Below are 24789 nucleotides of genomic sequence, written 5' to 3'. Positions count from 1 at the left end.
GACGCGCCGGTGAGTCGGGGTGCGGGCCCGGCGCGTCGGTCGCATACTGAGCCATCGGCGTCGAACGCGCCGGGGCAATTGGTCGGGGGTGGTGGGTGTGTCGACCGCGTCGATGTCCGCGCTGGTCGGGTGGCTGCCGGACGACTCCGGTCACGATGCTCTGGGTCTGGCCGCGCGCATGGCGACCACCGCTCGGGCCGCGGGCGGCGCGATGACGGTCCGCACGTGCACCGTCCTGCCGCGGACGTGGCCGTTCCCGTCGATGGCGCACGTGGACGCGGAGTACCGACGCTGGCTCGAGGAGCGCGGCACGGATGCGGCCGCTCGGGCCGATGCGGCGATGGCGGACCTGCTCACTCCGGCCGATCTGGGATCGCCCTCCGCCTTCTTCGCCGAGAACGCCGCCGAGTCGGCCGCACTCACCGCGGCGGCGGCCACTCACCATGCCGAACTGGTGGTGCTGGGGAGCTCCGACGGTCCCGACGATCGCTTCACGCCGGGGAGCACGAGCGAGACGCTGCTGCACTCGTCGGCTGTTCCGCTGGCACTGGCGCCGCGCGGAGCACGCCGCCGCACCGACGCCGTCTCCCGCATCTCCTGCGCCTACACCGGGACCCCGGAAGCCAAGGATGCGCTGTATTCCGCAGCGGCTCTCGCGGTGCGCTGGAACATCGCGCTGCGCCTGGTGGCGTTCGCACCACGACGCTCGACGACGTATCCCCCCTTCGGTGGCTACGACGCGGAGGATCTGGTGACGTCGCAGTGGCGCGAGCAGGCCACCGAGATGCTGCACTCCGCGGCGTCGGACGTCACGTCCGCCTACCCGGCCCTGTCCCCTACGTGCGCGGTGGGTTCCGGCGGGGACTGGCAGCACGTGGTGGACTCGGTCGAGCTGGGGCCCGAGGACCTGCTGGTGCTCGGTTCGTCCCGCCTCGGACCTCTCGCCCGGGTGTTCCTCGGCTCCACCGCGTCGAAGATTCTGCGGCACAGCCCTGTTCCGATTCTGGTCGTTCCCCGTGGAAGCCGATTCGCTCGGTGAACCGCGCCGATAGTGGAGGAAACATGAGCGATCCGGGCAACGGTTCGGGACTGCTGCGACGCAAGTCGATCAGCGACATCGCAGCCCTGGAGGCGACGGGCGAAGGTCGGCTGAAGCGGTCGATCACCACGTTCCAGCTGACGTGCATCGGCGTCGGCTCGACCGTGGGCACCGGCATCTTCTTCATCTTCTCGTCCGCCGTCCCGGTGGCGGGGCCCGCCGTCATCTTCTCGTTCGTCATCGCCGCCGTCACGGCCGGCCTGACGGCGCTCTGCTACGCCGAGCTGGCGTCGTCGATCCCGGCCTCCGGGTCGACCTACACCTACACGTACACCACCATCGGCGAGTTCGTCGCGATCCTCGTCGGCGCCTGCCTCATCCTCGAGTACGGCGTGTCGACGGCCGCGGTGTCGGTGCTGTGGTCCCAGTATCTCAACGACCTGTTGGATCGAACTGTCGGACTAAGCATTCCGGACGTGCTGTCGCATGCACCCGGGGACGGCGCCGGTTTCGGCGTCAACCTGCCCGCCATCGTTCTCGTCGCGCTGTGCGCCGTGTTGCTGATCCGCGGAACGAGTGAGTCCGCTCGTGCGAACGCCGTCATGGTCGTCATCAAGATCGGCATCCTCGCGATGTTCGCCATCGTCGGTTTCACCGGATTCAGTCTCGAGAATCTGGAACCGTTCGCCCCGTTCGGAGTCGCCGGTGTCGGTGCGGCGTCCGGCCTGATCTTCTTCTCGTTCATCGGACTCGACGCGGTGTCGACGGCCGGCGAGGAGGTGCACGATCCCAAGCGCACGCTGCCCATCGCGCTCATCAGCGCGCTGGTGGTGGTCACGCTAATCTACCTGTTGGTGACGATGTCGGCGATCGGCGCGCAGAAGTACACCGAGTTCGAGGGCCAGGAGGCCGGTCTCGCCGAGATCCTGCAGTACGTCACAGGATCGAGCTGGCCGTCGATCGTGCTGTCGGCGGGCGCCGTCGTCTCGATCTTCTCGGTCACGCTGGTCACCCTCTACGGGCAGACTCGGATCCTGTTCGCGATGAGCCGCGACGGTCTGATCCCGACGGTGTTCTCGCAGGTGAACCCTCGCAGCCTCGCACCGGTGAAGAACACGATCATCGTGGCGTTCTTCGTGTCCCTGCTCGCGGGTTTCCTGCCGCTGGACTTCCTGGCGGACCTGGTGTCGATGGGCACGCTCGTGGCCTTCATCGTCGTCTCCGCCGGAGTGATCATCCTGCGCCGCCGCGAGCCGAACATCGAGCGCGGCTTCAAGGTTCCGCTGTACCCGGTGCTCCCGATCCTGTCGATCTGCGCATGCCTGTACCTCATCAGCACCCTGCACATCCAGACGTGGATCCTCTTCGCGGTCTGGCTGGCGGCCACGTCGGTGCTCTACTTCACCTACTCACGACGGCGATCGGCCCTGGAGCCGAACAGGCTCCAGGGCTGATCGAAGCGTGACGGTCAGCGACCGATGGTGGCGTGCATCTCCCAGACGATGACCTCGGCTGCGGACGTCGTCGACAGTGTCTGTCCGCCACCGCCCTTGATGCGGACCGCGTCACCCTCGCGCAGCAGGCCCACGCCCTCGAGCGAGGCCTCGCCGCGGGCGACGAAGACGTGCAGGAACGGAGCATCCGGAAGGTCCTGAGCCGGGGTGTCGGAACGCAACCGTGCGACGTGCATCGCGGCGTACTTGTTCTTGATGCGGATCGCCGAGTGGTCCTTGTAGGCGTCCATTCCCGACGCGACCGGAACCAGCCCGCCCGAGAGCAGTTCGTCGTCGATCTCGAGCTGCTCGTACCCGGGGGTGATGCCGGCCTCGTCGGGCACGACCCACATCTGCACGAAGTGCACCGGGTCCCGATGCTTCTGCGACGGGTTCTCCGTTGACGCGAGACGCCACGAGTCGTTCTTCTCCGAGTGCAAAATTCCCGTGCCGGCGCTCATCCGCTGGGCGAGCCCCGGGTAGATGAGCCCGTTGTGCCCGATGGAGTCCTGGTGCACGAGGGATCCCTGCAGGACCCACGTGACGATCTCCATGTCCCGGTGCGGGTGCGTGTCGAAACCGGTACCCGCGTCCACGATGTCGTCGTTGTTCACCATCAGCACCCCGTGGTGGGTGTTGTCGGGATCGTAGTGATGTCCGAACGAGAACGAATGGTGCGAGTCGAGCCAGCCGATGTTCGTGGCCGGCCGGTCGTCGGCGCGACGGACGTCGAGTCCGGGTGCGGTGGAGGTCGTCATGGGGGTCCCTTCTCGGGATGGGAAGTGAGACTACCGAGCGAGCTTGCCCGCGATGGTGACGACGCGGGTGGCGAGATGTCCGAGGGCGGCGCGGGTCGCGTCGTCCAGTTCGTTCTGGTTGTCGGGTCCGGTGACGTGGCCGACGCCGTAGGGGTTGCCGTCGGCGAACTTCAGTCCGTCGGTGTAGCCAGGGGGAACGAGGATGCCGCCGAAGTGCATGAGCGAGGTGTACAGGTTGACGATGGTCGTCTCCTGGCCGCCGTGGGCCGTCTGGCTCGAGGTGAACGCGGCGTAGGCCTTGTCGGCGAGCTTGCCCTGGGCCCACAGGCCACCGAGCGTGTCGAAGAAGGTCTGGAACGGGGACGCGACGCTGCCGAAACGGGTCGGCGAGCCGAAGATGACGCCGTCGGCCCACACGATGTCGTCACCGGTGGCGGCCGGCAGATCCTTGGTGGCCTCGTAGTTGGCAGTCCAGGCGGGGTTCTCGGCGAAGGTCGCCGGGTCACGGGTCTCGGCGATGTGCCGGACGCGCACCTCGGCGCCGGACGCCTGAGCGGCCTTCTCGAGCTCGGCCGCCATCGTGGTGCCGTGGCCGGTGGAGGAGTAGTAGAGGATCGCGAGCTTCGTCATGAATGACCTTTCGGGAGAGGGACGTGGTTCGGGGGTGATTCGGACTCAGAGAACGTGGTGGCCGTACATCTCGCCGAGCGGGTCGGCGATGAGTTCGAGGCGTGCACCATCGGGATCACGGAAGTAGATCGAGACTCCACTGTGCTCCGTGAGCTCGACGCCCGCATCCGTCAGCTTGGTGCGGAGGTGTTCCCAGCGGTCGGGTTCCACGCTGATGGCCACGTGATGCAGTCCTCCGAGCACCTCCTCGTAGGGGCCGACGTCGAGGCCGGGGAAGTCGAAGAAGGCGAGGAGGTTGCTGTTCCCGATGTCGAAGAAGAAGTGCGACGAGCCGGGGTAGTCGCGGTTCTCGATCAACTCGGTCAGTGGGAACTCGAGCACACCCTGGTAGAACAGGATGGTCTGCTCGACGTCGCTGCTGATCAGCGCGGTGTGGTGCAGTCCGCGCGCCGAGGACGTCGGGCGGGACTCCGCAGGCTGCAGGTGCAGGCCCCGCAGTCGGTCGCGCCGGGCCTCGAACTCGTCCGAGCGCTGCTGCTCGTCGGCTGTCATGCTCATCGTCTCCGCCTTCGATCGAATCGTTGCGTTGTCAACTACCGAGAACAGTACCGCACATGGTTGCGCTGTCAACTACTTGGGTAGACTCGTGTCATGACTCAGTGGCTGACCGAGGACGAGCAGCGCGCCTGGCGCTCGTACCTCGACGCGACGCGTCTGCTGATGCAGACGCTCGATCGGCAGCTCACGCGCGATTCCGGGATCTCCTTCACCGACTTCGAGCTGCTCGTCGTGCTCTCGGAGGCACCCGGCCGACAGATGCGGATGCGCGACCTGGCCGATGCGGTGACCACCACCCGCAGTGGCGTCACCCGGGCGATCACCCGACTCGTCGACGCCGGCTGGGTCGTCCGCGTCGAGTGCGAGGACGACCGTCGGGGGATGCTCGCGGAACTCACCGACGCGGGTATGGACAAGCTCGCGGCGTCGAGCCCCGGCCATGTCGGCGCCGTCCGGGCGTCGATGTTCGACGTCCTCACCGACGACGACGTCGCGACCTTCGCGAGGGCGTACTCCGACATGCGGACGCACATCCAGAAGGGCGCCGGATAGCCTCGCTGTATGCCACGCACAGCACTCGTCACCGGAGCCGCCCGCGGACTGGGAGCGGGAATCGCTCGCCTGTTGTCCGCCGATCACGACGTCTGGGTCGGGGGATCGACGGCCGACTCCGTCGCGGGCATCTCCGACGAACTGATCAGCGCGCGGCCGTGGCCCGTCGACCTCACCGACGCGGACGCTCTCGCCGCGGCCACCGCGGACATCACGAGCCTCGACGTCCTGGTGCACAACGCGGGCGTCGCCGATCTCGGCACGGTGGAGACGCTGACGCTCGCGGACTGGCGACACACGTTCGAGGCCAACGTCTTCGCGGTGGCCGAGCTCACCCGCCTCCTGCTGCCCGCGCTCCGAGCAGCCGGCGGCCACGTCGTGTTGATCAACTCGGGCGCCGGCATCAGGGCCAACCCGGGGTGGAGTGCCTACGCCGCGAGCAAGTTCGCGCTGCGGGCCTTCGGCGACGCACTGCGCCTCGAGGAGCCGACCCTGCGCGTGACGTCCGTCCACCCGGGGCGCATCGACACCGACATGCAGCGCGCGATCGTCGCGGGCGAGGGCGACGAGTACGACGCCTCGAAGTACCTCACCGTCGAGACCGTCGCCCGCGCCGTCCGCCAGGCCGTGGACACCCCTGCCGATGCGCATCCCACCGAGATCGTCCTGCGCACACGGTGATCGGGGATCAGGGGCGAGCGTGACTCAGTGCTCGTTCGCCTTGACCACGAGCACGGGGACCGGACTGTCGAGCAACACGCGCTGAACCGTGCTGCCGGTCAGGAACTTTCCGACCGCGCTTCGGCGACGTGATCCGATGATCACCAGTGTGGCACCGACATCCGAGACCAGATCGACGAGAGCCCCCGCCGGATCGCCGCCGTCGGGTTCGACGCGCACCGTGAAGGAGTTCTCTCCCAGCACCTGACGTGCCTGCGCCTCGGCTGCGTCCCGGTGGGCGGTGGTGACCGAATCGGCGTCGATCACCGACAGGACGACGAGATCGGTTCCCCTCAGCGTCGCCTCCGCCTGTCCCTGCACGAGCGCCTCACGGCCTTCGGGTGTCGAATTCATCGCTACTGCAACGGTCATGACGGTGCCTTTCACATCGGGGAGACTCCAGGTTCACCGAGATTCCGTCGCGGCGACGTACGTTTCGCGGTATTCGTCCGTGCACACTATGGCCACAACTCGGATTCCCTGGACTATTCGGACATCCAGAACCTAGCCTCCTGATGTGACCGAAACCACTCCTGAGTTGTCGTGCCCATGCAGATCACAGTGAAGCGCGCGCTCGGCACGCTCGCTGTCGTCGCCGTCGTCGCCGTCGCCGGCATCGACGCGGCCGGCAGCGCCAGCGGATCCGACGCCCGCGCCAAGTTGACCCTGATCGCTCCCGCCGCCGCGGGAGGTGGATGGGACCTGGTGGCGCGTGAGTCGCAGCAAGCACTCCGTTCCGACGGCATCGTGAACAACGCCCAGGTGGTGAACGTCCCCGGAGCCGGCGGGACCATCGGGCTCAGTCAGCTCGAGAATCTCACGGGCCAGTCGACCACGGTCATGGTGACCGGCACGGTCATGCTCGGCGGTATCGCGATCAACGATTCCGACATCACCCTGCAGGACACCGTGCCCATCGCCAAGATGGCCGAGGACTTCGAGGTCTTCGTCGTACCGCGAGACTCGCCGTACCAGAACCTCGAGGACTTCATCGCCGCATGGCGGGCCAACCCCGGCGGTCTCCCCATCGGCGGCGGCTCGCTCGGCGGTATCGACCACATCGTCTCCGGCCAGCTGGCACAGCAGGTCGACATCGATCCGGCAGCGATCAACTACATCGCGTTCTCCGGCGGTGGTGAGGTGTTGACCTCGCTGTTGTCCAACACCGTCGGCATCGCCGTCAGCGGATACAACGACTTCCGCGACCAGATCGAATCCGGGAACGTCCGCGCCCTCGCGGTGGCGGCACCCGAGCCCGTCGAGGGGATCGACACCCCGACGTTCAAGGAACTCGGGTACGACGTCGACCTGGTCAACTGGCGCGGATTCGTCGCACCTCCCGGCATCTCGGACACCGACAGGCAGACGTTGATCGAGATCGTCACCGAGATGCAGGAGACCGAACAGTGGGACACCGCCATCGAGCGCAACCGATGGAAGCCGTCCTTCGTCACCGGGGACGACTTCGGTGACTTCCTCGAGGTCGAACAGACCCGCATCACCGACATCCTCCGAGAGTTGGGCCTGGTATGAGTGAGAGTGTTTCGACCACGCGGGTGGAAACGCCGCCCGATACCGATCGTGGTTTCCTCCACGGCCGGAGCGGACTGGTGGTGTCGGGGCTTCTCGTCGCCCTCGGCCTGTTCCTGATCTACGGCACCGTCACCATGGACGTACCCGACACCGCGACATCGCCCGGCCCGCAGGTCTTCCCGGCCATCATCGCGGGACTGTGCTTCGTGATCGCCGTGCTCGTCGCGGTTCAACTGCTGCGCACTCCGGACGAGGTCGACCTCGGCGTCGACGAGGCCGGCGAGCCCAACACCGGAACCGTGTCCAACTGGCGTTCCGTCGGCATCACCGTCGGCTCGATCGCCCTGTTCATCGCCCTGCTGAATCCGCTGGGATGGGTTCTCGCCGGTGCGCTGCTGTTCTGGGGCGTCTCGATCGGACTCGGCGGCACCCGGTTCGTCTTCGACGCCGGTGTGGCGCTGGTCATGTCGTCCGTCGTCCAGCTGGTCTTCTCCGGTGGACTCGGGCTCACGCTGCCCGGCGGCATCCTCGCGGCGGTGTTCTGATGGACGCACTCTCCAATCTCATCGACGGCTTCGGCACCGCGCTGACGCCCATGAACATCGTGTGGGTCGTCGTCGGCGCCCTGCTCGGCACCGCGGTGGGTGTCCTCCCCGGACTCGGATCGGCCATGGCTGTCGCCCTGCTCCTGCCCGTGACGTTCACCCTCGAGCCGACCTCGGCGCTCATCATGTTCGCCGGCGTCTACTTCGGCGGCCTGTTCGGTGACTCGATCTCCGGCATCCTCATGAACACCCCCGGAAACAGCACGGCGATCGCGGGAACGTTCGAGGGGCACCGCATGGCGAAGAACGGCCGCGCCCCACAAGCGTTGGCCACCTCCGCCATCGGCGCCTTCATCGGCGGCATCATCGCCACCACCCTCGTGGTGTTCTTCGCCCCGACGCTCGCCGACCTGGCCACGAACTTCGGACCCGCGGAGTACTTCGCCCTGGCGGTGTTCGCCTTCATCGCGACGTCCGCAGTGGTGTCCGACTCCGTCCTCAAGGGTCTGAGCGCACTGCTGATCGGCCTGACACTCGCCGTCATCGGTATCGACGGACCCTCCGGCGCATCACGGTTCACGTTCGAGGTGCCGGCACTGTTCGACGGCATCTCCGTGGTGGTCATCACCGTCGCGATGCTCGCCCTCGGCGAGGTCATCTTCATCGCCTCGAAGATCGGCAAGCCCGACGACAACACGCTGATCCCGTCGAGGGGTCGACCCTTCCTGAGCAAGGCAGAGTTCCGCGAAGCGATGCCTGCATGGTTGCGCGGCACCGCATTCGGTGTTCCCTTCGGCGTCATCCCCGCCGGCGGCGCCGAGGTGCCGAGCTTCCTGGCCTACGGCACCGAGCGCCGGTTGGACCGACGCAGCAAGAACCCGATGTTCGGCAAGGGCGCGATCCGCGGTGTCGCCGGACCGGAAGCCGCCGGCAACTCCACCGCCGGTACCGCGATGGGTGCACTTCTCGCTCTCGGGCTCCCCACGTCGGCGACGGCAGCGATCCTGCTCGCAGCGTTCCAGCAGTACGGGATCCAACCGGGACCGTTGCTGTTCGAGCGCAACGGTGAGGTCGTCTGGGCACTGCTCGCCAGCCTCTTCGTCGGCATGGTGGTCCTGTTGATCCTGAATCTGCCGTTCGCCCCCCTGTGGGCGCAGCTGCTCAAGATCCCCAAGAACTACCTGTACGCCGGCATCACCGTGTTCGCCTCGCTCGGCGTCTACGCGGTGAGCGCCTCGATCGTGGACCTCATCGCCATGCTCGGACTCGGCATCATCGGATTCATGCTGCGCCGTTTCGGAATCCCGTTGGCGCCGGTGCTCATCGCCGTCATCCTGGGACCGCTCGCCGAGGATTCGCTGCGACGAGCCCTGGCCGTCAGTGAAGGGGACGTCTCCGTCCTCGTCGGCAGTGGCATCACCGTCGTGCTGTACACGCTGATGGTCATCGCGGTGGTCTTCTCCATCGTGACGAAGGTGCGGTCGCGGGCGAAGGTGGACTTCTAGAGCACCCCGCTTCACCCCTCACCCCTCGCGAGTACGTCGACAGTGTCGTGATCCAGCTGCTGATCACGACAGTCAGGACGTACTCGCGGGGGGTTCGTGGGTGTTCACCCCCGTGTCACCCCACCGTGGCTGAATGACGGCATGGGATACGACGAGACCTTCCTGTCCACCACCCCGCTGCCGCTCCCCGCCCGGCCGGACCTGACCGTCCTGACCTACACGCACTTCTCCGTGTCGATGGACCCCGAACGGCGCCTCGCCGCCGTGACCGCGGTGAACATCGACGGCGGCGCGTTGCAGGAGGTGGACCGCGGAGACGACTGGCGCCTCGATCCGCGACTGCCGGCGACCGCGCAGGCGGGCCCGGAGCTGTACGCGAACAACGACATCGACCGTGGGCACCTCGTACGACGACGCGATCCCGTGTGGGGCACGCTCGACGTCGCGGAGCAGGCCAACGAGGACACCTTCCACTACACCGTGTGCGGACCGCAGACGGCGACACTCAACCAGTCCAAGGAACTGTGGTTGGGCCTCGAGGACTACGTGCTCGAGCACGCGCGGACGTACGGGCAGACGATCTCCGTCTTCAGCGGCTGCGTGTTCGCCGAGGACGATCCCGTCTACCGCGGTGTCGCGATCCCGCGGCGCTTCTTCAAGATCGCGGCCTGGTGGCAGAACGACGTGCTCGCCGCGACCGGCTACGTGCTCGACCAGTCGGAGTCGCTGGCACCCATTCTCGAACGCGGCGTCCTGGCGAGCGACATCCCTCCGCTCGGGGCGTACCGCACGTATCAGGTGCCGATCACCGACATCGCCGCTGCGACCAGCCTGTCGATGGCCGAGCTGACGGCGGCCGATCGCCTCGCCCTGGTTCCCGGCGTCCGGCCCGTCGACTGGCGCGAGATCGAGGGAGCCGACGACCTGGTGTGGTGAGGTCGGTCCCGCCTCCTCCCCGCGAGTACGCCGGGGGGGAGGTGGAGACTTCCCGAGCTACAGAACGATGTTCACCATTCTGCCCGGCACGACGATGACCTTCTTCGGATCCTTGCCGTCGAGAAGCGCGACGATCTTCTCGTCGGCCAGGGCCACCGCCTGCACGTCCTCGCGGGACGCGTCGGCCGCCACCGTGATACGACTGCGCACCTTGCCGTTGACCTGGATCGGGTAGTCCACCGTGTCGTCCACGAGCCACTTCTCGTCGACCGTGGGGAAGGGACCGTGAGCCAGTGACTCGCTGTGTCCCAACGTGTTCCACAGTTCCTCGGCGATGTGTGGTGCGAGAGGAGCCAGCATCAGCACCAACGGCTCGACGGCGTCCCGAGGTGCGCCCTGCGGGTACTCCTTCGTGAGGTGGTTGGTGTACTCGATGAGCTTCGCGCCGGCCGTGTTGTCGCGCAGCGCAGCGTAATCCGCGTCGACACCCTCGACGGTCCGGTTGAGAGCCTTCAGCGTGGCGTCGCTCGGCGTCGCGTCGGTGGTCCGGACGGCGCCGGTCTCCTCGTCGACCACCAGACGCCAGACGCGCTGCAGGAAACGGTGCGCGCCGACGACGTCCTTGGTCGCCCACGGCCGGGACGTGTCCAGCGGACCCATCGACATCTCGTACATGCGCAGGGTGTCCGCGCCGTACTCGGTGAAGATCTCGTCGGGGGAGACGGAGTTCTTCAGGGACTTGCCCATCTTCCCGTACTCACGAGTGACGGGCTGCCCGTCGTGGAAGTACCCGCCGTCGCGCTCCTCCACCTCGTCGGCCGCGACGTAGACGCCGCGCGCGTCGGTGAACGCGTACGCCTGGATGTACCCCTGGTTGTACAGGCGGCGGTACGGCTCCTTCGAGCTGACGTGCCCCAGGTCGAACAGCACCTTGTGCCAGAACCGCGCGTACAGCAGGTGCAGCACAGCGTGTTCCACGCCGCCGACGTAGAGGTCGAGGCCGCCGGGGTCGTTCTCGCCGTGAACGTCGGGGCGCGGTCCCATCCAGTACGCCTCGTTCTCCGGAGCGCACATCTGCTCGGAGTTGGTCGGATCGATGTAGCGCAGCTGGTACCACGAGCTACCGGCCCACTGCGGCATGACATTGGTGTCGCGCGTGTACGTCTGCAGCCCGTCGCCCAGGTCGAGCTCGACGTTCACCCAGTCGGTCGCCTTCGCCAACGGGGGAGACGGCTCACTGTTCGCGTCGTCCGGGTCGAACGACACGGGTGCGTAGTCCTCCACCTCCGGAAGTTCCACCGGCAGAGCAGAATCCGGCAACGGGTGCGCCTTGCCCTCCGCGTCGTACACCACCGGGAAGGGCTCGCCCCAGTACCGCTGACGGGCGAACAGCCAGTCGCGCAGCTTGTACTGGATGGTGCCCCTGCCGCGGCCCTCGGACTCGAGGTGCTCGATGACACGCGCCTTGGCCGCGTCGACGGTGAGGCCGTCCAGGAAATCGGAGTTGACCAGCTCGCCGTCGCCGGTCCACGCGGACTCGTCGACAGCGCCACCCGAGATGACCTGCACCACAGGCAGTCCGAACTTCGTGGCGAACTCCCAGTCACGCTGGTCGTGACCCGGGACGGCCATGATGGCACCGGTGCCGTAGCCGGTCAGGACGTAGTCGGCGATGAAGACCGGCACCGACGCGCCGTTGACGGGGTTGACGGCGAAGGCGCCGGTGAACACACCGGTCTTCTCCTTGTTCTCCTGGCGCTCGAGGTCCGACTTGGCTGCGATCGCACGACGGTAGGCACCGACCGCGAGCACGGGAGTTCCCTCACCGTGCGTCCAGCGCTCGTCGGTGTCCGTCGGCCATGCCGCCGCCGTGATGTCGTCCACCAGCGGGTGTTCGGGTGCCAGCACCACGTAGGTGGCGCCGAAGAGCGTGTCGGGGCGGGTGGTGAACACGTCGATGTCGGCGGTGCCGGACCCGTGCGGCAGACCGGCGACGAACGTCACCTCGGCGCCGCGGGAGCGCCCGATCCAGTTGCGCTGCATCGTCTTGACCTTGTCCGGCCAATCCAGCAGATCCAGGTCGTCGATCAACCGGTCGGAGTACGCGGTGATCCGCATCATCCACTGGCGCAGGTTCTTCCGGAACACCGGGAAGTTGCCGCGGTCGCTGCGACCGTCGGCGGTGACCTCCTCGTTGGCCAGCACGGTGCCCAGACCGGGGCACCAGTTGACCAGCGAGTTGGACTGGTAGACCAGACGATGACCGTCGATGACGTCGCGACGCTCGGAGACCGAGAGATCGGCCCACGCACGCCCGTCGTCCAGAGTCCGAGCACCGGAGGTGAACTCCTCCTCGAGCTCGACGATCCGTCGTGCCTTACCGGCCTCGGTGTCGTACCAGGAATCGAAGATCTGCAGGAAGATCCACTGCGTCCAGTGATAGAAGTCGACGTCCGTCGTGGCGAGCGAGCGACGGGTGTCGTGACCGAGTCCCAGCCGCCCCAGCTGCCGGCGCATGTTGGCGATGTTCGCCTCGGTGGTGGTGCGCGGGTGCGTTCCCGTCTGCACCGCGTACTGCTCGGCGGGCAGGCCGAAGGCGTCGTAACCCAGCGTGTGCAGCACGTTGCGGCCCTGCATGCGGTGGTAGCGGGCGAACACGTCCGTCGCGATGTAACCGAGCGGGTGGCCGACGTGCAGACCGCTGCCGGACGGGTACGGGAACATGTCCTGCACGAACAACTTGTCGGTCGGAACCGGATCGCCGGTGCTGAGCTCGCCCACCGGATTGGGTGCGTCGAACGTCCCCTCGGCGGCCCACCGCTCCTGCCAGCGCGACTCGAGGGAACCCGCCAGATCCGCCGTGTAGCGGTGGCCGGGGGTCGTGTCGGGGGAGATGTCGCCGTGTTCACTCACCCGACCAGCGTAAAGCGTGACGATCCGCACGCGGACGCCCGGCCACGACGCCGTAAAGTGGTGCTCGTGATTGTCGTGTCCGTGATCCTTCTGCTCGTACTCCTCGTCGGCGCCGTGGCGCTGGGCGCGGTGGCGTTCCTCGGTCTGACCGGCCGCTTGAAGCGCAACTCGGTCGCCGGAGTCCGAACGGAAGCGAGCATGCGCTCGGACGAGACGTTCACCGTCGCCAACCGAGTCGCCGGCCCGACGACGGCCGCCGCCGCGGTCTTCCTGCTGGTCGGCGCAGTGGCGACCCTCGCGCCGGGCGGCATCTTCGGCGTGGTCGCCGCCGTGCTGACCACCGTCGCCGCGCTCGTCACCGCTGCGTACGGCGGTGCCATGGGCACCCGCGCCGCGGCCGCAGTGCCGGTCGAGGAGACCGGTGGATGCGGCCACAGCTGCATCTCGTGCAGCCTCAAGGACGCGTGCCAGCCGTCCTGACGTGGCGTTCTCCCTGACAGGCACCATCAGAGCGCTCGACGGCTTCGTCCTCGCGATCTTCGCTGCCGCTATCGCGGCGACCGTGTTCCCGGTCTCGGGTACCGCAGCCGACGTGCTGTCGTGGGTCACCACTGTCGGTATCGCGCTGCTGTTCTTCCTCTACGGAGTTCGACTGTCCCCTCGCGACGCCATGGACGGCGTCCGGCACTGGCGGCTGCACGGAGTGGTTCTCGCCTGCACGTACCTGCTGTTCCCGCTCCTCGGGCTCGGCGTACGGGTGCTCGCGCCGGGACTGCTGACCGACGATCTGTACACCGGGATGCTCTACCTCTGCCTCGTGCCGTCCACGATCCAGTCGTCGATCGCCTTCACCTCGATCGCCCGCGGCAACGTCGCCGGCGCCGTCGTCAGCGCGTCGCTGTCCAACATCATCGGAGTGTTCGCGACGCCGCTGCTGGTGGTCCTGCTGATGAGCACGACGGGCGGTGCGAGCATCGATGCCGGATCGATAGTCGACATCATGCTCCAACTCCTGCTCCCGTTCGTGGCCGGACAGTTCGCGAGGCGATGGCTCGCAGGACGGGTGGAGCGGCATCGGTCCACCACGCTGCTCGTCGACCGCGGATCGATCCTCCTGATCGTCTACGCCGCATTCAGTGCGTCACGGGTCGAGGGAGTCTGGGCTGCCACGACGCCGTGGCAGATCGTCGCAGTGGTGGTCTTGTGCAGTGCACTGCTCGCTGTTGTTCTCGCGGCGACAGCCGGGATCGCGCGAACATTGCGCATGTCTCGCGCCGACCGCATCGTCGTGGTGTTCTGCGGGTCGAAGAAGAGCCTGGCCAGCGGCATTGCCATCGCGTCGGTGCTGTTCGTGGGGCAACCCGTCGGGGTCATCGTTCTGCCCCTGCTGGTCTTCCACCAGATCCAACTCGTGGTGTGCGCCGTCCTGGCGGGCCGCTACGAGCGCGAGGCGATCAGGGACGCTGCATCGACTTCCTGATCTCGTCGAGGCGCGCCTTGCCGGCACGCTCCCGCTCGGCGAACTTCTCCGCCTCGGTGCGTCCGACCGCGCTCTCGGCGTCCAGCTCGGTAGACCCCACCGCGCGCCCCGAACGCCCGTCGATTCGCTCTCGCACCGCGTCGAACGTGGGGACACCGGCGTCGGTGAAGCCCAGGTCTGTCGGAACCTGCGGGATGTCCGTCACCGACGGCGTGCGCGGCACGATGTCGGGGTCGACGGACGCTTCCGGGGTGAGGCCCAGCGCGGCGTCGTACACCGCCCGCAACGCCGGGCGAGCACTCGTGAGTGCAACGACGAGATCGAGTACCTCCGCATCGGGCAACGACGCGGCCTGGTCGGACGAGAAGTCGGTCATGTCACCAGGGTAGGCCTGAGGGCTCCGGTGATCGTGGACTCCCGACCCCGGAATGCGGGGCCGGAAGTCCACGATCGGGCGACTACGGCGTCGGCATGCCGCCGTTGACGTTCAGCGTGTCGCCGGTGACGTACCCGGACTCGGCCGACGAGAGGTACACGTAGGCACCGGCCAACTCGGCGGGCTGACCCGCACGACCGAGCGGCGTCTCCTGGCCGAACTCGGGCAGCGCCGACGTGGGCTGTCCGCCGGACGCCTGCAAGGGCGTCCAGAACGGACCGGGAGCAACGACGTTGACGCGGATCCCACGAGGAGCGAGTTGCTGCGCCAGCGCCTTGCTCATCGTGTTGATCGCCATCTTGGTCGTCGCGTAGTCCACGAGTCCCGGTGACGGCGTGTACGCCTGGATCGAACTGGTGTTGACGATGGTCGATCCTGCCGGCATGTGCGGAACCGCTTCCTGGATGATCCAGAACAGCGCGTACACGTTGGTCTTGAACGTGGCGTCGAACTGCTCCGGGCTCAGATCCTCGAGCTTCTCGACGTACTGCTGCTTGCCGGCGACGTTCACGAGAAGGTCTATGCCACCGAACTTCTCGACGGTGGTGCGCACGATGCCGCGAGCCGCGGACTCGTCCGTGAGGTCGGCGGGAGCGAGTACCGCGGTCCTCCCGGCGGTGCGCACCAGGTCGGCCACCTCCTGCGCGTCCTTCTCCTCCGACGGCAGGTAGTTGAGAACGACGTCGGCGCCCTCGCGGGCCAGCGCGATGGCGACGGCGCGGCCGATGCCGCTGTCCGCACCGGTGACCAGTGCCTTGCGCCCGGTCAGCCGGCCGGTGCCGCGGTAGCTGCCCTCACCGTGGTCGGCCTTGGGCTCGAGTTCCGCGGCGAGGCCCGGCGGATCCTGGTGCTGCTCGGGGTACCCGTCCTGTCGGTACTGGGTGACGGGATCGGTGAACGTGTACTGGTCGGTCATCGCCGTGGCATGCCCCGGCCGTGGGGGGTGCCAAACAGGTGTCACCGGGTCCGTGGCGGGTACCACCGAAGACATGGCCCCGAAGTTTCCCGGCGCAGGCACCTTCGTGCCCGAGTCCGACGATCTCCGCGTTCTCGCCGACGCCGCCCGCAGTTGCCGGGGATGCGACCTGTGGGAGCCCGCGGAGAACACGGTGTTCGGAGCCGGTACCCCGTCCGCTCGCATGATGCTCATCGGCGAGCAACCGGGGGATCAGGAGAATCGACGGGCACAGCCCTTCGTCGGCCCGGCGGGTGCGCTCCTGAATCGTGCTCTGGCGCAGGCGGACATCGACCGGGAGCTGACCTACGTCACCAACGCGGTCAAGCACTTCAAATTCACGCGTGCCGACCGCGGCCCGCGGCGCATCCACAAGAAGCCGCTGCGCTCGGAGGTCGTCGCGTGTCACCCGTGGCTCGAGGCGGAGATCCGCGCCGTCGACCCGTCCGTCGTGGTCCTCCTCGGCGCGACGGCGGCGCAGGCGATGCTGGGGACCTCGTTCCGGATCGGTGTCGACCGGGGGCGCGTCCTCGAGGTGGGCGAGGCGAGAGCTGTTGCCACCGCGCACCCGTCGGCCGTCCTCCGAGCGCCGGACGACGAACGCGATGCCGCGTTCGACGCACTCGTCGCCGATCTGCGAGTGGCCGCATCACTTCTGGAATGACACCGGAAGTTCACAGGCACCGCCCCGGTCACCGCAGTAGCGTGGCGTCGTGACGAGAATCCCGCGCGACGGAACGATCTCTCCTGCCTACACCGGGCGCTTGGCCAACGATCCCGTTCCGGCGCTGCGACTGCCGGACGACCGCATGGATCCCGACGTCACCTACCGCTTCATCCACGACGAGCTGATGCTCGACGGCAGTTCCCGCCTCAACCTCGCCACGTTCGTCACCACGTGGATGGAGCCCGAGGCCGAGAAGCTGATGGCCGAGACGTTCGACAAGAACATGATCGACAAGGACGAGTACCCGGCCACCGCGGCGATCGAGGAGCGGTGCGTCAACATGGTGGCGGATCTCTGGAACGCGCCCGGGCTCGACCCGACCGATCCGTCCAGCGCGACGGGCGTCTCGACGATCGGTTCGTCCGAGGCCGTCATGCTCGCCGGTCTGGCACTGAAATGGCGGTGGCGCGCACGTCGGACCGCGGCCGGTGCGGACACCGGTCGGCCCAACCTCGTGTTGGGGACGAACGTCCAGGTGGTCTGGGAGAAGTTCTGTCGCTACTTCGACGTCGAGCCGAAGTACCTCGACATGGAGCCGGGCCGCTACGTCGTCACGGCCGACCAGGTGCGCGACGCCGTCGACGAGAACACCATCGGCGTGCTCGCGATTCTCGGGACCACGTTCACCGGCGAACTCGAACCGGTCGAGGAGATCTCGGCCGTGCTCGACGAGATCGCCGCGGCCGGCGGGCCGGACGTCCCCATCCACGTGGACGGTGCCAGCGGCGGTTTCGTGGTCCCGTTCCTGAACCCGGATCTGGTGTGGGACTTCCGGTTGCCGCGCGTGAAGTCCGTCAACGCCAGTGGTCACAAGTACGGACTGACCTACCCCGGCCTGGGATTCGTCGTGTGGCGCGAGAAGGAGGACCTCCCCGAGGACCTCGTGTTCCGCGTCAACTACCTCGGCGGTGACATGCCGACGTTCACCCTGAACTTCTCACGCCCGGGCAATCAGGTGATCGGTCAGTACTACAACTTCCTCCGCCTCGGCCGCGCCGGCTACACGGATGTCATGACCTCGCTGCGCTCGACCGCGACCCGCGTCGCCGACCACCTGCGCGAGCACGGCGACGTCGACGTCATCTCCGACGGGTCCGACATCCCGGTGGTGGCATTCGCGCTGCGGGAGAACTGCGGCTTCACCGTCTTCGACGTCTCTCACGAACTCCGCGCCCGCGGGTGGCAGGTTCCCGCGTACACCATGCCGGCCCGTGCCGAGTCGGTCTCGGTCCTGAGAATCGTTGTGCGAGAGGGCTTCTCGGCAGACCTGGGTAGGATGCTGTGCGAAGCGATCGACGCCGTCCTGGCGTCGCTCTCCACCGACGGCGACGGGCACTCGCACGCTCGGCACTTCGCCCACTGACGAGAACTTCGGTCTCAGTTCCGGTCGACGTCGATCGGGTGGGTCGCCAGCATCGCCAGCGGCAGCGGCTGACGGCGCAACACCTGCGCCCACAGATCGACGCGCGGCGGGCCCACGACGTCGGACGGCAGCGCGGACACCACCATCCAGTCGTCCCGCTCGAGTTCTCCCTCGAGCTGCCCGAGCGTCCATCCCGAGTAGCCGGCGAAGATGCGCATGCCCTCCACCAGCGGGGCGATCGCAGCCGGGTCGGAGTCCAGGTCGACCATCACGACACGGCCGTCCACTCGACGGATGCCCCGCACGTCGTCGACGTCCACGCCGGACCGCAGCGTGGCCAGACACAGTGCGGAGTCGCGTTTGACGGGTCCGCCCACGTAGAGCGCTTTCGGGGACGCAGCGAGATCCGACCACTGCGGGAGCACATTGTGCACAGCGGTCTCGCTCGGCCGATTGATGACGACGCCCAGGCTGCCGGCGTCGTTGTGCTCGATGATGTAGACCACGGTGCGACGGAACGTCGGTTCGACGAGTTCCGTGGACGAGACCAGCAGCGATCCCGGCCGCACCACCTGATCGGCCGACGCGGTCCGGTCCTCCGGTTCTTCTGCGTGTGCCACCTCCTCATCATGGCACCGGCAGCCTCGACAGTGCGAGAGATGACGCGCCGAGGCGGCGGTTAGTGTCACCCGCGTGACCCGAACGGAGCGGACCGGCGCCGTCGACGCGCTGCGATCCGTCCGACACGAGCCCGGAGCACCTCGTCTGGTCGCGTTGCGTGTCGCCTCTCAGTTCGGCGACGGCATGTTCCAGGCCGCCCTCGGAGGCGCCATTCTCTTCGACCCACAGCGCGGCGGCGATCCCGCTGCGATCGCCGCCGGCTTCGCGGTGCTCTTGTTGCCGTACTCGCTGATCGGCCCGTTCGCCGCGCGGATCCTCGACCGCGTCGATCGAGCGACCGTGCTCGCCCGCGCAGGCATCGTGAAGTCGCTCCTCATCCTCTGCGCCACCGGGCAACTCGTCGCGGGCGCCTCGACGACGGCCGTCCTGATCACGGCCCTCGCCGTCGTCGGAGTGAGCCGGTTCGTCCTCGCAGGCCTGTCCGCGTCGCTACCGCACGTCGTTCCGGTGCGATCGCTCGTCGCGACCAACGCCGCCCTGGTCACCGTCGGCGCAGTCGTCTCCGCCGTCGGCGCGTCGGTGGCGGTCCTGGTGCTCGGACTCGTCGGGCCGTCGGATCGGGCCACGGCCCTCGCGACGGCCGTGTCCGCCGTGGGTGCCGTCGCGGCGACTCTCCTCGCGCGCGGCTTCGCTTCCGGACGGCTGGGTCCCGGCGCCGCCTCGGTGTCCGCCCCGACCCGCCGCGTTCTCGCCGACTGGGTGTCCGGCTTCGTCGCGGTGCGCCGTACCCCGTCCGTCGCCGCCGCGCTGGTGGGAGTGGGTGCCCACCGGGTTGCCTTCGGCATCGACACCCTCGTGATGGTGCTGGTGCTGCGCGAGGGCGCGCGCTCGTCCGTCCTGCCCGGCGGTGTGGCGGGCTTCGGGTTGACGGTGGGCGCCGCCGCGGCGGGCATGTTCCTCGCCGCACTCGGCACGCCCGTTCTCCTGCCGCGCCTCGGCCGCACGCGCACAGTGGTCGGTGCGCTGGTCCTGGCCACGCTCACCCAGGCCACCCTCGTCGTCGCACTGGTGCCGGACCTGCTGATCCTCGCGGCCTTCCTCCTGGGGTTCGCAGGTCAGACGGTCAAGCTGACCGCCGACGCGGCCATGCAGACGGACATCGACGACGACACTCGCGGACGCGTCTTCGGAGTGCAGGACACCGTGTTCAACGTGGCGTTCGTCGGCGCCGTGGCGGGCGCGGCCCTCGTGATCGGTACGGGGTCGATCGCGGTCGACACGTCCGCAGCCATCGTCTGCGTGGTCGCCGGCGTCGTCGCCTACGCGGCTGCAGCGGCGATCGCGCTCCGGATCGGCGTCAGGACCTCGCGGCCCACCACGCCAGGAGCTCCTTCTCCGCATCCTCACGACTGAGCGGCCCGCGGTCGAGACGAAGCTCCTTCAGGAACTTCCACGCCTCTCCCACCTGCGGGCCGGCCGGAATGCCGAGCAGTTCCATGATGGCGTTGCCGTCCAGATCCGGACGCACCCTGGCCAGGTCCTCCTGCTCGGCGAGTGCCGCGATACGCCGCTCGAGATCGTCGTACGTCGCCTGCAGGGACGCCGCACGGCGCTTGTTGCGGGTGGTGCAGTCGGCGCGGACCAGCTTGTGCAGCCGGGGCAGCAGATCGCCGGCGTCGGTGACGTAGCGACGCACGGCCGAGTCGGTCCACTGACCCTTGCCGTAGCCGTGGAAGCGCAGATGCAGGAAGACGAGCTGCGCGATGTCGTCGGTCAGCTTTTTCGGGAACTTCAGTGCGCGCAGGCGGCGACGCACCATCTTGGCGCCCACCACCTCGTGGTGGTGGAAGCTCACCCCGCCGCCGGGCTCGTTGCGTTTGGTGTCGGGCTTGCCGATGTCGTGGAGCAGCGCCGCCCATCGGAGCACCAGGTCCGGATCGCCGTCCTCGAGGTCGATCGCCTGCTGCAGAACCGTGAGGGAATGCTGATAGACGTCCTTGTGCTGGTGATGCTCGTCGATCTCGAGCGTCATCGCCGGCACCTCCGGGAGGATGCGTGCCGCGATCCCCGTCTCGCACAGGGCGTCGATGCCGTCGACGGCGAACTCGCCGAGAATCAGCTTGTCCAGCTCGGCGGTGACGCGTTCGACCGTGATCCGGTCGATCTGCTCCGCCATGTTCTCGATCGCCGCGCGGACCCGCGGCAGCATCGTGAAGCCGAGCTGGGCGACGAACCGCGCAGCGCGCAGCATCCGGAGCGGATCGTCGTCGAAGGACGCCTCCGGGGTGGTCGGCGTGTCCAGGACTCCCTCGAGCAGCGCGTCCAGGCCACCCAGGGGATCGACGAACTCGCCGGCCCCGTCCGGCCCGATCCGCACCGCCATGGCGTTGAGTGTGAAATCGCGCCGGGCCAGGTCGTCCTCGAGCGTCGAGCCGTACTGCACGATCGGATTCCGGGACACCCGGTCGTACTTGTCGCTCCGGAACGTCGTGATCTCGATCTGCCGACCGTGCTTGACCGCACTGACGGTGCCGAAGTCGATGCCGGTGTCCCACTGATGGTCGGCCCAGCCCGCCAGCAGCGCCTGCACATGCTCGGGCAGAGCGTTCGTCGTGAAGTCGAGGTCACTGCTCAAGCGGCCCAGGAGAGCGTCCCGGACGCTCCCGCCGACGAGGTACAACTCGTGGCCCGCCGCAGCGAACAGCGACCCCAGTGGACCGAGGATGTCATCGTGCGCGCGCAGGGCCACGGCACCCGACGCGAGGAGCCGTGCGCGGCGGTCCGGATCGGTGGCAGGCGGGGGAGGCACGACGTCACACCCTACCGAGGCGCGCACTTCGCGGTGCGTCCCACCGGGAGCAGGGCGGACGGAACTAGTATCGATCGGGTGTCCGGTGCCGAGCGAGCCAAGAGAACACGTCGCGGTGTGCGACGGCGTCCTCGTGCCGCCGCCGACCCCGGAACACGAGGGGCCGACAAACCCACACTGCGCACCGTTCGGGAGACCTCGGCCGGCGGCCTGGTCGTCGACGGACTCGACGGACCCCGCGACGGACTGTGCGCCGCCCTCATCGGTCGCACCGACCGACGAGGCCGCCTGCTCTGGTCGCTGCCCAAGGGTCACATCGAGCAGGGCGAGACGCCCGAGCAGACCGCCGAGCGGGAAGTGGAGGAGGAGACCGGCATCACCGGGTCCGTCCTCGCGCCCCTGGGAAGCATCGACTACTGGTTCGTGACCGAGGGACGACGCGTCCACAAGACCGTCCACCACTACCTGCTGCGATCCCTCGGCGGCGAACTGTCGGACGAGGACGTCGAGGTCACCGAGGTGGCCTGGGTGCCGCTCAGCGAGCTGCACTCCCGGCTCGCGTACGCCGACGAGCGCAAACTCGCCGAGCGAGCCGGCGAGATGATCGACTCGATGGCGCGCGAGAAGTCCGCCGACACGCAGAACCCCCGACCGGTCTCCGACCTTCCCGCACCATCCCGACCGGTCTCCGACCTTCCCGCCTCCCCCCGACCGGTCTCCGACCTTCCCGCCGCCGAATGACCCGGTCCGCACCGACGGCCCGGCGCCTCGCCGTGGTCATGGCGATCCTCGCCGTGCTCGCCTGGCTGACCGTCCCCGCGGGAGCGCAACCCTCCACCCCGCCCAGCGACCCCACCACGACGCGGAGCACACCGTCGCCCACGGCCACGCTGGCGCCACCGGACACCTCGATCGACGGCACGTTCCTGTCGATCTCCGTCGACGAGGTCACGCCGACCACCGTCTCCACCAGCAGTGCGCCGGTCGTCACCGTCACGGGAACGGTGACCAACGTCGGGGACCGCGCGGTCAGCGACATCTCGGTCCGGCTGCAGCGAGCACCCGCGGTACGCACGGCCGACGAGCTCCGGACCTCTCTCACCGAGGATCAGGACCGCTTCGACACGGTCGGGCCCTTCGAGTCGCTCACCGGCGACGGATCGGACACCGCGCTGCAACGCGGCGACACGCTGCCGTTCGAGCTGACCCTGCCGCTGCGCTCGACCACCGGACCGTCGCTGGGTCTGGATCGGCCGGGTGTCTATCCGATGATGGTGAACGTCAACGGCAACCCCGAGTACGGGCAGGAGGCACGGCTCGACGACGCCGCGTTCCTGCTTCCCGTCGCGGGTCTGCCGCGCGACACCACGGTGCTCGATCCGGCCGCTCCCGATGCCGTTCCGCTTCCACCGGACACGGGACGCCCCGTCGCCACGACGCTGCTCTGGCCGCTGGCCGACCGCCCACACCTGGCGGCGGGCCTGCCCGGCACCGTCGACGAGGAGGTGCGACTGAACGACGACGACCTGGCCGCCTCGCTCTCCGCCGGCGGTCGACTCGAAGGACTGGTGTCGGCACTGGAGTTCGCGACCGGACCGACCGTCGACACCGAGGGCGCACTCGCGTCCTCGACGTGTCTCGCCGTCGATCCCGACCTGCTGGTCACCGTCTCGAGCATGACGCGGGGTTACCTCGTGGTCGACGACCCGGCCGATCCCACCGGTCCTGCCTCCGAGGGCAGCGGCGCCGTCGCCGCCGCGTCGTGGCTCGATCGCGTCCGCACCCTCGCGTCCTCGATGTGTGTCACCGCGGTGCCGTTCGCCCAGACCGATCTCGCGGCCGTCGCTGCCGTGGCCGACCCGGTTCTGACCTCTGCCGCGATCACGACGCCGGCAGACGTGGCCGACTCGATCCTCGGAGTCACGTCCCGCCGCGACGTCCTGTGGCCGGACGCGGGTGCTCTCGACGATGCGGGGGCGGCCATGGTCGCGGCGTCGGGCCGGACGGTCGCACTGCTCGCACAGGACGCCGTGCAGACCGTCAGTACGCCCGACACGGTGACCCTCGCGACCGATGCGGGCACCCCTCCGCTGCGTGCCGCGCTCTACGACACCGAGGTCTCCACCGCGCTGTCCGCGGTGGGCGAGCACCCGACGACCCCGTCCGTGACACCGCGTGAGCAGGTGTACGACGTCGCCGAGGACTCGCGCACGGCCCGATTGCAGGACGCGCTCGGCGCGTTGCACTTCGACGCGCTGAACGCCGGCGCCCCGGACACGGTCGCTGCCACGGACGGCCCACGATCACTCACCGTCGCGCCGCCACAGACCTGGACTCCCGACCGCGACGAGGCCTCCGCGGTGCTCGGCACCATCGCGGGCCTGTTCCGTAGCGGACTCGCGACGCCGCGCTCCCTGTCCGACCTGCTGGCGGTCCCGCCTCCGCTGGAGGCGGCCGAGTCGGACTACCCGGACGCGGCCGTGGAGGACGGCGCACCGGCCGATGTCCGCGATGTCGTGGCTGCCCAGAACGCCCGCATCGGTGCGCTGGCGGCCGCGCTGATCGACGATTCGCGTGCCGCGATCTCGCCCGCGCTGTACGTCGCTCCGCTGCGGGAGGATCTCCTGCGGGCGATGACCACGTCGGATCGTCGGGGCGGGCAGCGCGGGGAGTCGGAACAGGCCGCGCGCCGCCGTGCCGCCGACGTTGCCGCCGGCCTGGACCGGCTGTACGGATCCGTGACGATCCTCGCGCCCGGCGGTGTCTTCACCCTCGCCTCGGAGGCCAGCCCGCTGCTGTTGGTCGCGCGGAACGATCTGCCCATCGGCATCACTGTCGACCTGGCGGTCGACGCGCCCGACGCGATGCAGATCGAGAACATCGGCCCGCAGCAGCTGCCCCCACGGGGAAGTCGTTCTCTGCAGATTCCCGCTCGAGTGAGCGATTCGCGCAAGATGGTGGTGGAGTTCTCCCTGAGCACCACCGACGGGACGCGACTCGGGCAGGCTGCGACCGTCAACGTGCGGTCCAATGCGTACGGTCGTGCTTTGGCGATCATCACAGCAGGCGCCGGTGCGCTCCTGCTGCTGCTCGCGGGCCGACGGTTGTGGCACCGGTTCCGGGGCCAACCGGATCCCGCCGACGAACAGTAAGGATTCTCGATGACGGGGAGCATTCCTCACGGGCGACGGGACGCCGTACCGCAGGCGCCTCGCG

Annotated in this window: 24 protein-coding genes; 15 read left to right on the top strand and 9 right to left on the bottom strand. The window is 68.4% G+C overall.

The window, feature by feature from the left end; translation table 11 throughout:
• Positions 1 to 97: 97 nt before the first annotated feature.
• Both HQ312_RS03665 and HQ312_RS03660 read left to right on the top strand, forming a co-directional pair.
• Complete coding sequence (locus HQ312_RS03665; protein ID WP_222637858.1) at positions 98 to 1039, top strand: universal stress protein; 942 nt, start codon at positions 98 to 100, stop codon at positions 1037 to 1039.
• A 23-nt stretch (positions 1040 to 1062) separates the two neighbouring features.
• Positions 1063 to 2493, top strand: coding sequence for an amino acid permease (locus HQ312_RS03660; protein WP_222637857.1), 1431 nt, complete (start codon positions 1063 to 1065; stop codon positions 2491 to 2493).
• A 14-nt stretch (positions 2494 to 2507) separates the two neighbouring features.
• On the opposite strand, the gene HQ312_RS03655 is transcribed toward HQ312_RS03660, so the two are convergent.
• From HQ312_RS03655 to HQ312_RS03645, 3 genes are read right to left on the bottom strand one after another with little or no spacing between them, the layout of a single operon-like run.
• Positions 2508 to 3290: a pirin-like bicupin family protein gene (locus tag HQ312_RS03655; protein ID WP_222637856.1), complete on the bottom strand. Its 783-nt coding sequence runs from the start codon at positions 3288 to 3290 to the stop codon at positions 2508 to 2510.
• A 30-nt stretch (positions 3291 to 3320) separates the two neighbouring features.
• Positions 3321 to 3920 (bottom strand): NAD(P)H:quinone oxidoreductase, encoded by a 600-nt coding sequence (gene wrbA, locus HQ312_RS03650; RefSeq protein ID WP_222637855.1) that lies wholly within the window; start codon positions 3918 to 3920, stop codon positions 3321 to 3323.
• Between the two features lie 45 nt (positions 3921 to 3965).
• Entirely contained in the window at positions 3966 to 4472 is a 507-nt protein-coding gene (locus HQ312_RS03645; RefSeq protein WP_027505987.1) for a VOC family protein, read from the bottom strand.
• 99 nt (positions 4473 to 4571) lie between these two features.
• Between HQ312_RS03645 and HQ312_RS03640 the strand changes: the two genes are divergently transcribed.
• Together HQ312_RS03640 and HQ312_RS03635 are read left to right on the top strand one after the other, a co-directional pair.
• A complete protein-coding gene (locus HQ312_RS03640) occupies positions 4572 to 5030 on the top strand; it encodes a MarR family winged helix-turn-helix transcriptional regulator (RefSeq protein WP_027505986.1) in 459 nt (152 codons plus the stop codon).
• A gap of 9 nt (positions 5031 to 5039) precedes the next feature.
• On the top strand, positions 5040 to 5711 hold the full coding sequence (locus HQ312_RS03635) for an SDR family oxidoreductase (RefSeq protein ID WP_027505985.1): 672 nt from the start codon (positions 5040 to 5042) through the stop codon (positions 5709 to 5711).
• A 24-nt stretch (positions 5712 to 5735) separates the two neighbouring features.
• Here HQ312_RS03635 and HQ312_RS03630 read toward each other — a convergent pair whose 3' ends face one another.
• The gene (locus HQ312_RS03630; RefSeq protein ID WP_027505984.1) at positions 5736 to 6122 is read right to left on the bottom strand and encodes a universal stress protein; all 387 of its coding nucleotides are present in this window, start codon (positions 6120 to 6122) and stop codon (positions 5736 to 5738) included.
• Positions 6123 to 6299: 177 nt separating this feature from the next.
• On the opposite strand from HQ312_RS03630, the gene HQ312_RS03625 reads away from it, so the two are divergent.
• The 4 genes from HQ312_RS03625 (at position 6300) to HQ312_RS03610 (ending at position 10269) form a co-directional block, all read left to right on the top strand.
• Positions 6300 to 7283, top strand: a complete 984-nt coding sequence (locus HQ312_RS03625; protein WP_231476358.1) for a tripartite tricarboxylate transporter substrate binding protein — start codon at positions 6300 to 6302, stop codon at positions 7281 to 7283.
• Positions 7280 to 7828, top strand: coding sequence for a tripartite tricarboxylate transporter TctB family protein (locus HQ312_RS03620; protein ID WP_222637854.1), 549 nt, complete (start codon positions 7280 to 7282; stop codon positions 7826 to 7828). Before HQ312_RS03625 ends, HQ312_RS03620 begins: the two co-directional genes overlap by 4 nt.
• Complete coding sequence (locus HQ312_RS03615; protein WP_222637853.1) at positions 7828 to 9333, top strand: tripartite tricarboxylate transporter permease; 1506 nt, start codon at positions 7828 to 7830, stop codon at positions 9331 to 9333. Before HQ312_RS03620 ends, HQ312_RS03615 begins: the two co-directional genes overlap by 1 nt.
• A gap of 141 nt (positions 9334 to 9474) precedes the next feature.
• The gene (locus HQ312_RS03610) at positions 9475 to 10269 is read left to right on the top strand and encodes a DNA/RNA non-specific endonuclease (protein WP_222637852.1); all 795 of its coding nucleotides are present in this window, start codon (positions 9475 to 9477) and stop codon (positions 10267 to 10269) included.
• Positions 10270 to 10326: 57 nt separating this feature from the next.
• On the opposite strand, the gene leuS is transcribed toward HQ312_RS03610, so the two are convergent.
• Complete coding sequence (gene leuS / locus HQ312_RS03605; RefSeq protein ID WP_222637850.1) at positions 10327 to 13182, bottom strand: leucine--tRNA ligase; 2856 nt, start codon at positions 13180 to 13182, stop codon at positions 10327 to 10329.
• Positions 13183 to 13248: 66 nt separating this feature from the next.
• Between leuS and HQ312_RS03600 the strand changes: the two genes are divergently transcribed.
• Positions 13249 to 13662, top strand: a complete 414-nt coding sequence (locus HQ312_RS03600) for an SdpI family protein (protein ID WP_027505979.1) — start codon at positions 13249 to 13251, stop codon at positions 13660 to 13662.
• Between the two features lies 1 nt (position 13663).
• Positions 13664 to 14662, top strand: coding sequence for a bile acid:sodium symporter family protein (locus HQ312_RS03595; protein ID WP_308123785.1), 999 nt, complete (start codon positions 13664 to 13666; stop codon positions 14660 to 14662).
• Here the strand turns inward: HQ312_RS03595 and HQ312_RS03590 are convergent.
• Together HQ312_RS03590 and HQ312_RS03585 are read right to left on the bottom strand one after the other, a co-directional pair.
• Complete coding sequence (locus HQ312_RS03590; RefSeq protein ID WP_222637848.1) at positions 14637 to 15038, bottom strand: hypothetical protein; 402 nt, start codon at positions 15036 to 15038, stop codon at positions 14637 to 14639. The genes HQ312_RS03595 and HQ312_RS03590 overlap by 26 nt on opposite strands.
• 82 nt (positions 15039 to 15120) lie before the next feature.
• Positions 15121 to 16014, bottom strand: coding sequence for a glucose 1-dehydrogenase (locus tag HQ312_RS03585; RefSeq protein ID WP_204869424.1), 894 nt, complete (start codon positions 16012 to 16014; stop codon positions 15121 to 15123).
• Between the two features lie 73 nt (positions 16015 to 16087).
• Between HQ312_RS03585 and HQ312_RS03580 the strand changes: the two genes are divergently transcribed.
• Positions 16088 to 16717, top strand: a complete 630-nt coding sequence (locus HQ312_RS03580) for a UdgX family uracil-DNA binding protein (RefSeq protein ID WP_222637847.1) — start codon at positions 16088 to 16090, stop codon at positions 16715 to 16717.
• A gap of 49 nt (positions 16718 to 16766) precedes the next feature.
• On the top strand, positions 16767 to 18143 hold the full coding sequence (locus tag HQ312_RS03575; protein ID WP_222632460.1) for a glutamate decarboxylase: 1377 nt from the start codon (positions 16767 to 16769) through the stop codon (positions 18141 to 18143).
• 14 nt (positions 18144 to 18157) lie between these two features.
• Here the strand turns inward: HQ312_RS03575 and HQ312_RS03570 are convergent, their stop codons facing one another.
• The gene (locus HQ312_RS03570) at positions 18158 to 18763 is read right to left on the bottom strand and encodes a YqgE/AlgH family protein (protein WP_027505973.1); all 606 of its coding nucleotides are present in this window, start codon (positions 18761 to 18763) and stop codon (positions 18158 to 18160) included.
• A 73-nt stretch (positions 18764 to 18836) separates the two neighbouring features.
• On the opposite strand from HQ312_RS03570, the gene HQ312_RS03565 reads away from it, so the two are divergent.
• On the top strand, positions 18837 to 20177 hold the full coding sequence (locus HQ312_RS03565; protein ID WP_308123784.1) for an MFS transporter: 1341 nt from the start codon (positions 18837 to 18839) through the stop codon (positions 20175 to 20177).
• Here the strand turns inward: HQ312_RS03565 and HQ312_RS03560 are convergent.
• The gene (locus tag HQ312_RS03560) at positions 20122 to 21573 is read right to left on the bottom strand and encodes a CCA tRNA nucleotidyltransferase (RefSeq protein ID WP_222637846.1); all 1452 of its coding nucleotides are present in this window, start codon (positions 21571 to 21573) and stop codon (positions 20122 to 20124) included. The two genes, HQ312_RS03565 and HQ312_RS03560, sit on opposite strands and share 56 nt — an antisense overlap.
• A gap of 78 nt (positions 21574 to 21651) precedes the next feature.
• Here HQ312_RS03560 and HQ312_RS03555 point away from each other — a divergent pair, with 78 nt between their 5' ends.
• Together HQ312_RS03555 and HQ312_RS03550 are read left to right on the top strand one after the other, a co-directional pair.
• The gene (locus HQ312_RS03555; protein ID WP_222637845.1) at positions 21652 to 22314 is read left to right on the top strand and encodes an NUDIX hydrolase; all 663 of its coding nucleotides are present in this window, start codon (positions 21652 to 21654) and stop codon (positions 22312 to 22314) included.
• Complete coding sequence (locus tag HQ312_RS03550) at positions 22311 to 24725, top strand: DUF6049 family protein (protein ID WP_261782034.1); 2415 nt, start codon at positions 22311 to 22313, stop codon at positions 24723 to 24725. The genes HQ312_RS03555 and HQ312_RS03550 overlap by 4 nt, the downstream gene beginning before the upstream one ends.
• The last annotated feature ends 64 nt before the right edge of the window (positions 24726 to 24789 follow it).

Origin of the sequence: Rhodococcus sp. BP-316, assembly GCF_019836105.1 — a bacterium.
Taxonomy (GTDB): domain Bacteria; phylum Actinomycetota; class Actinomycetes; order Mycobacteriales; family Mycobacteriaceae; genus Rhodococcoides.
The sequence above is the reverse complement of the archived record's forward strand: the minus strand, read 5'-3'. Positions and strand labels throughout refer to the sequence as shown.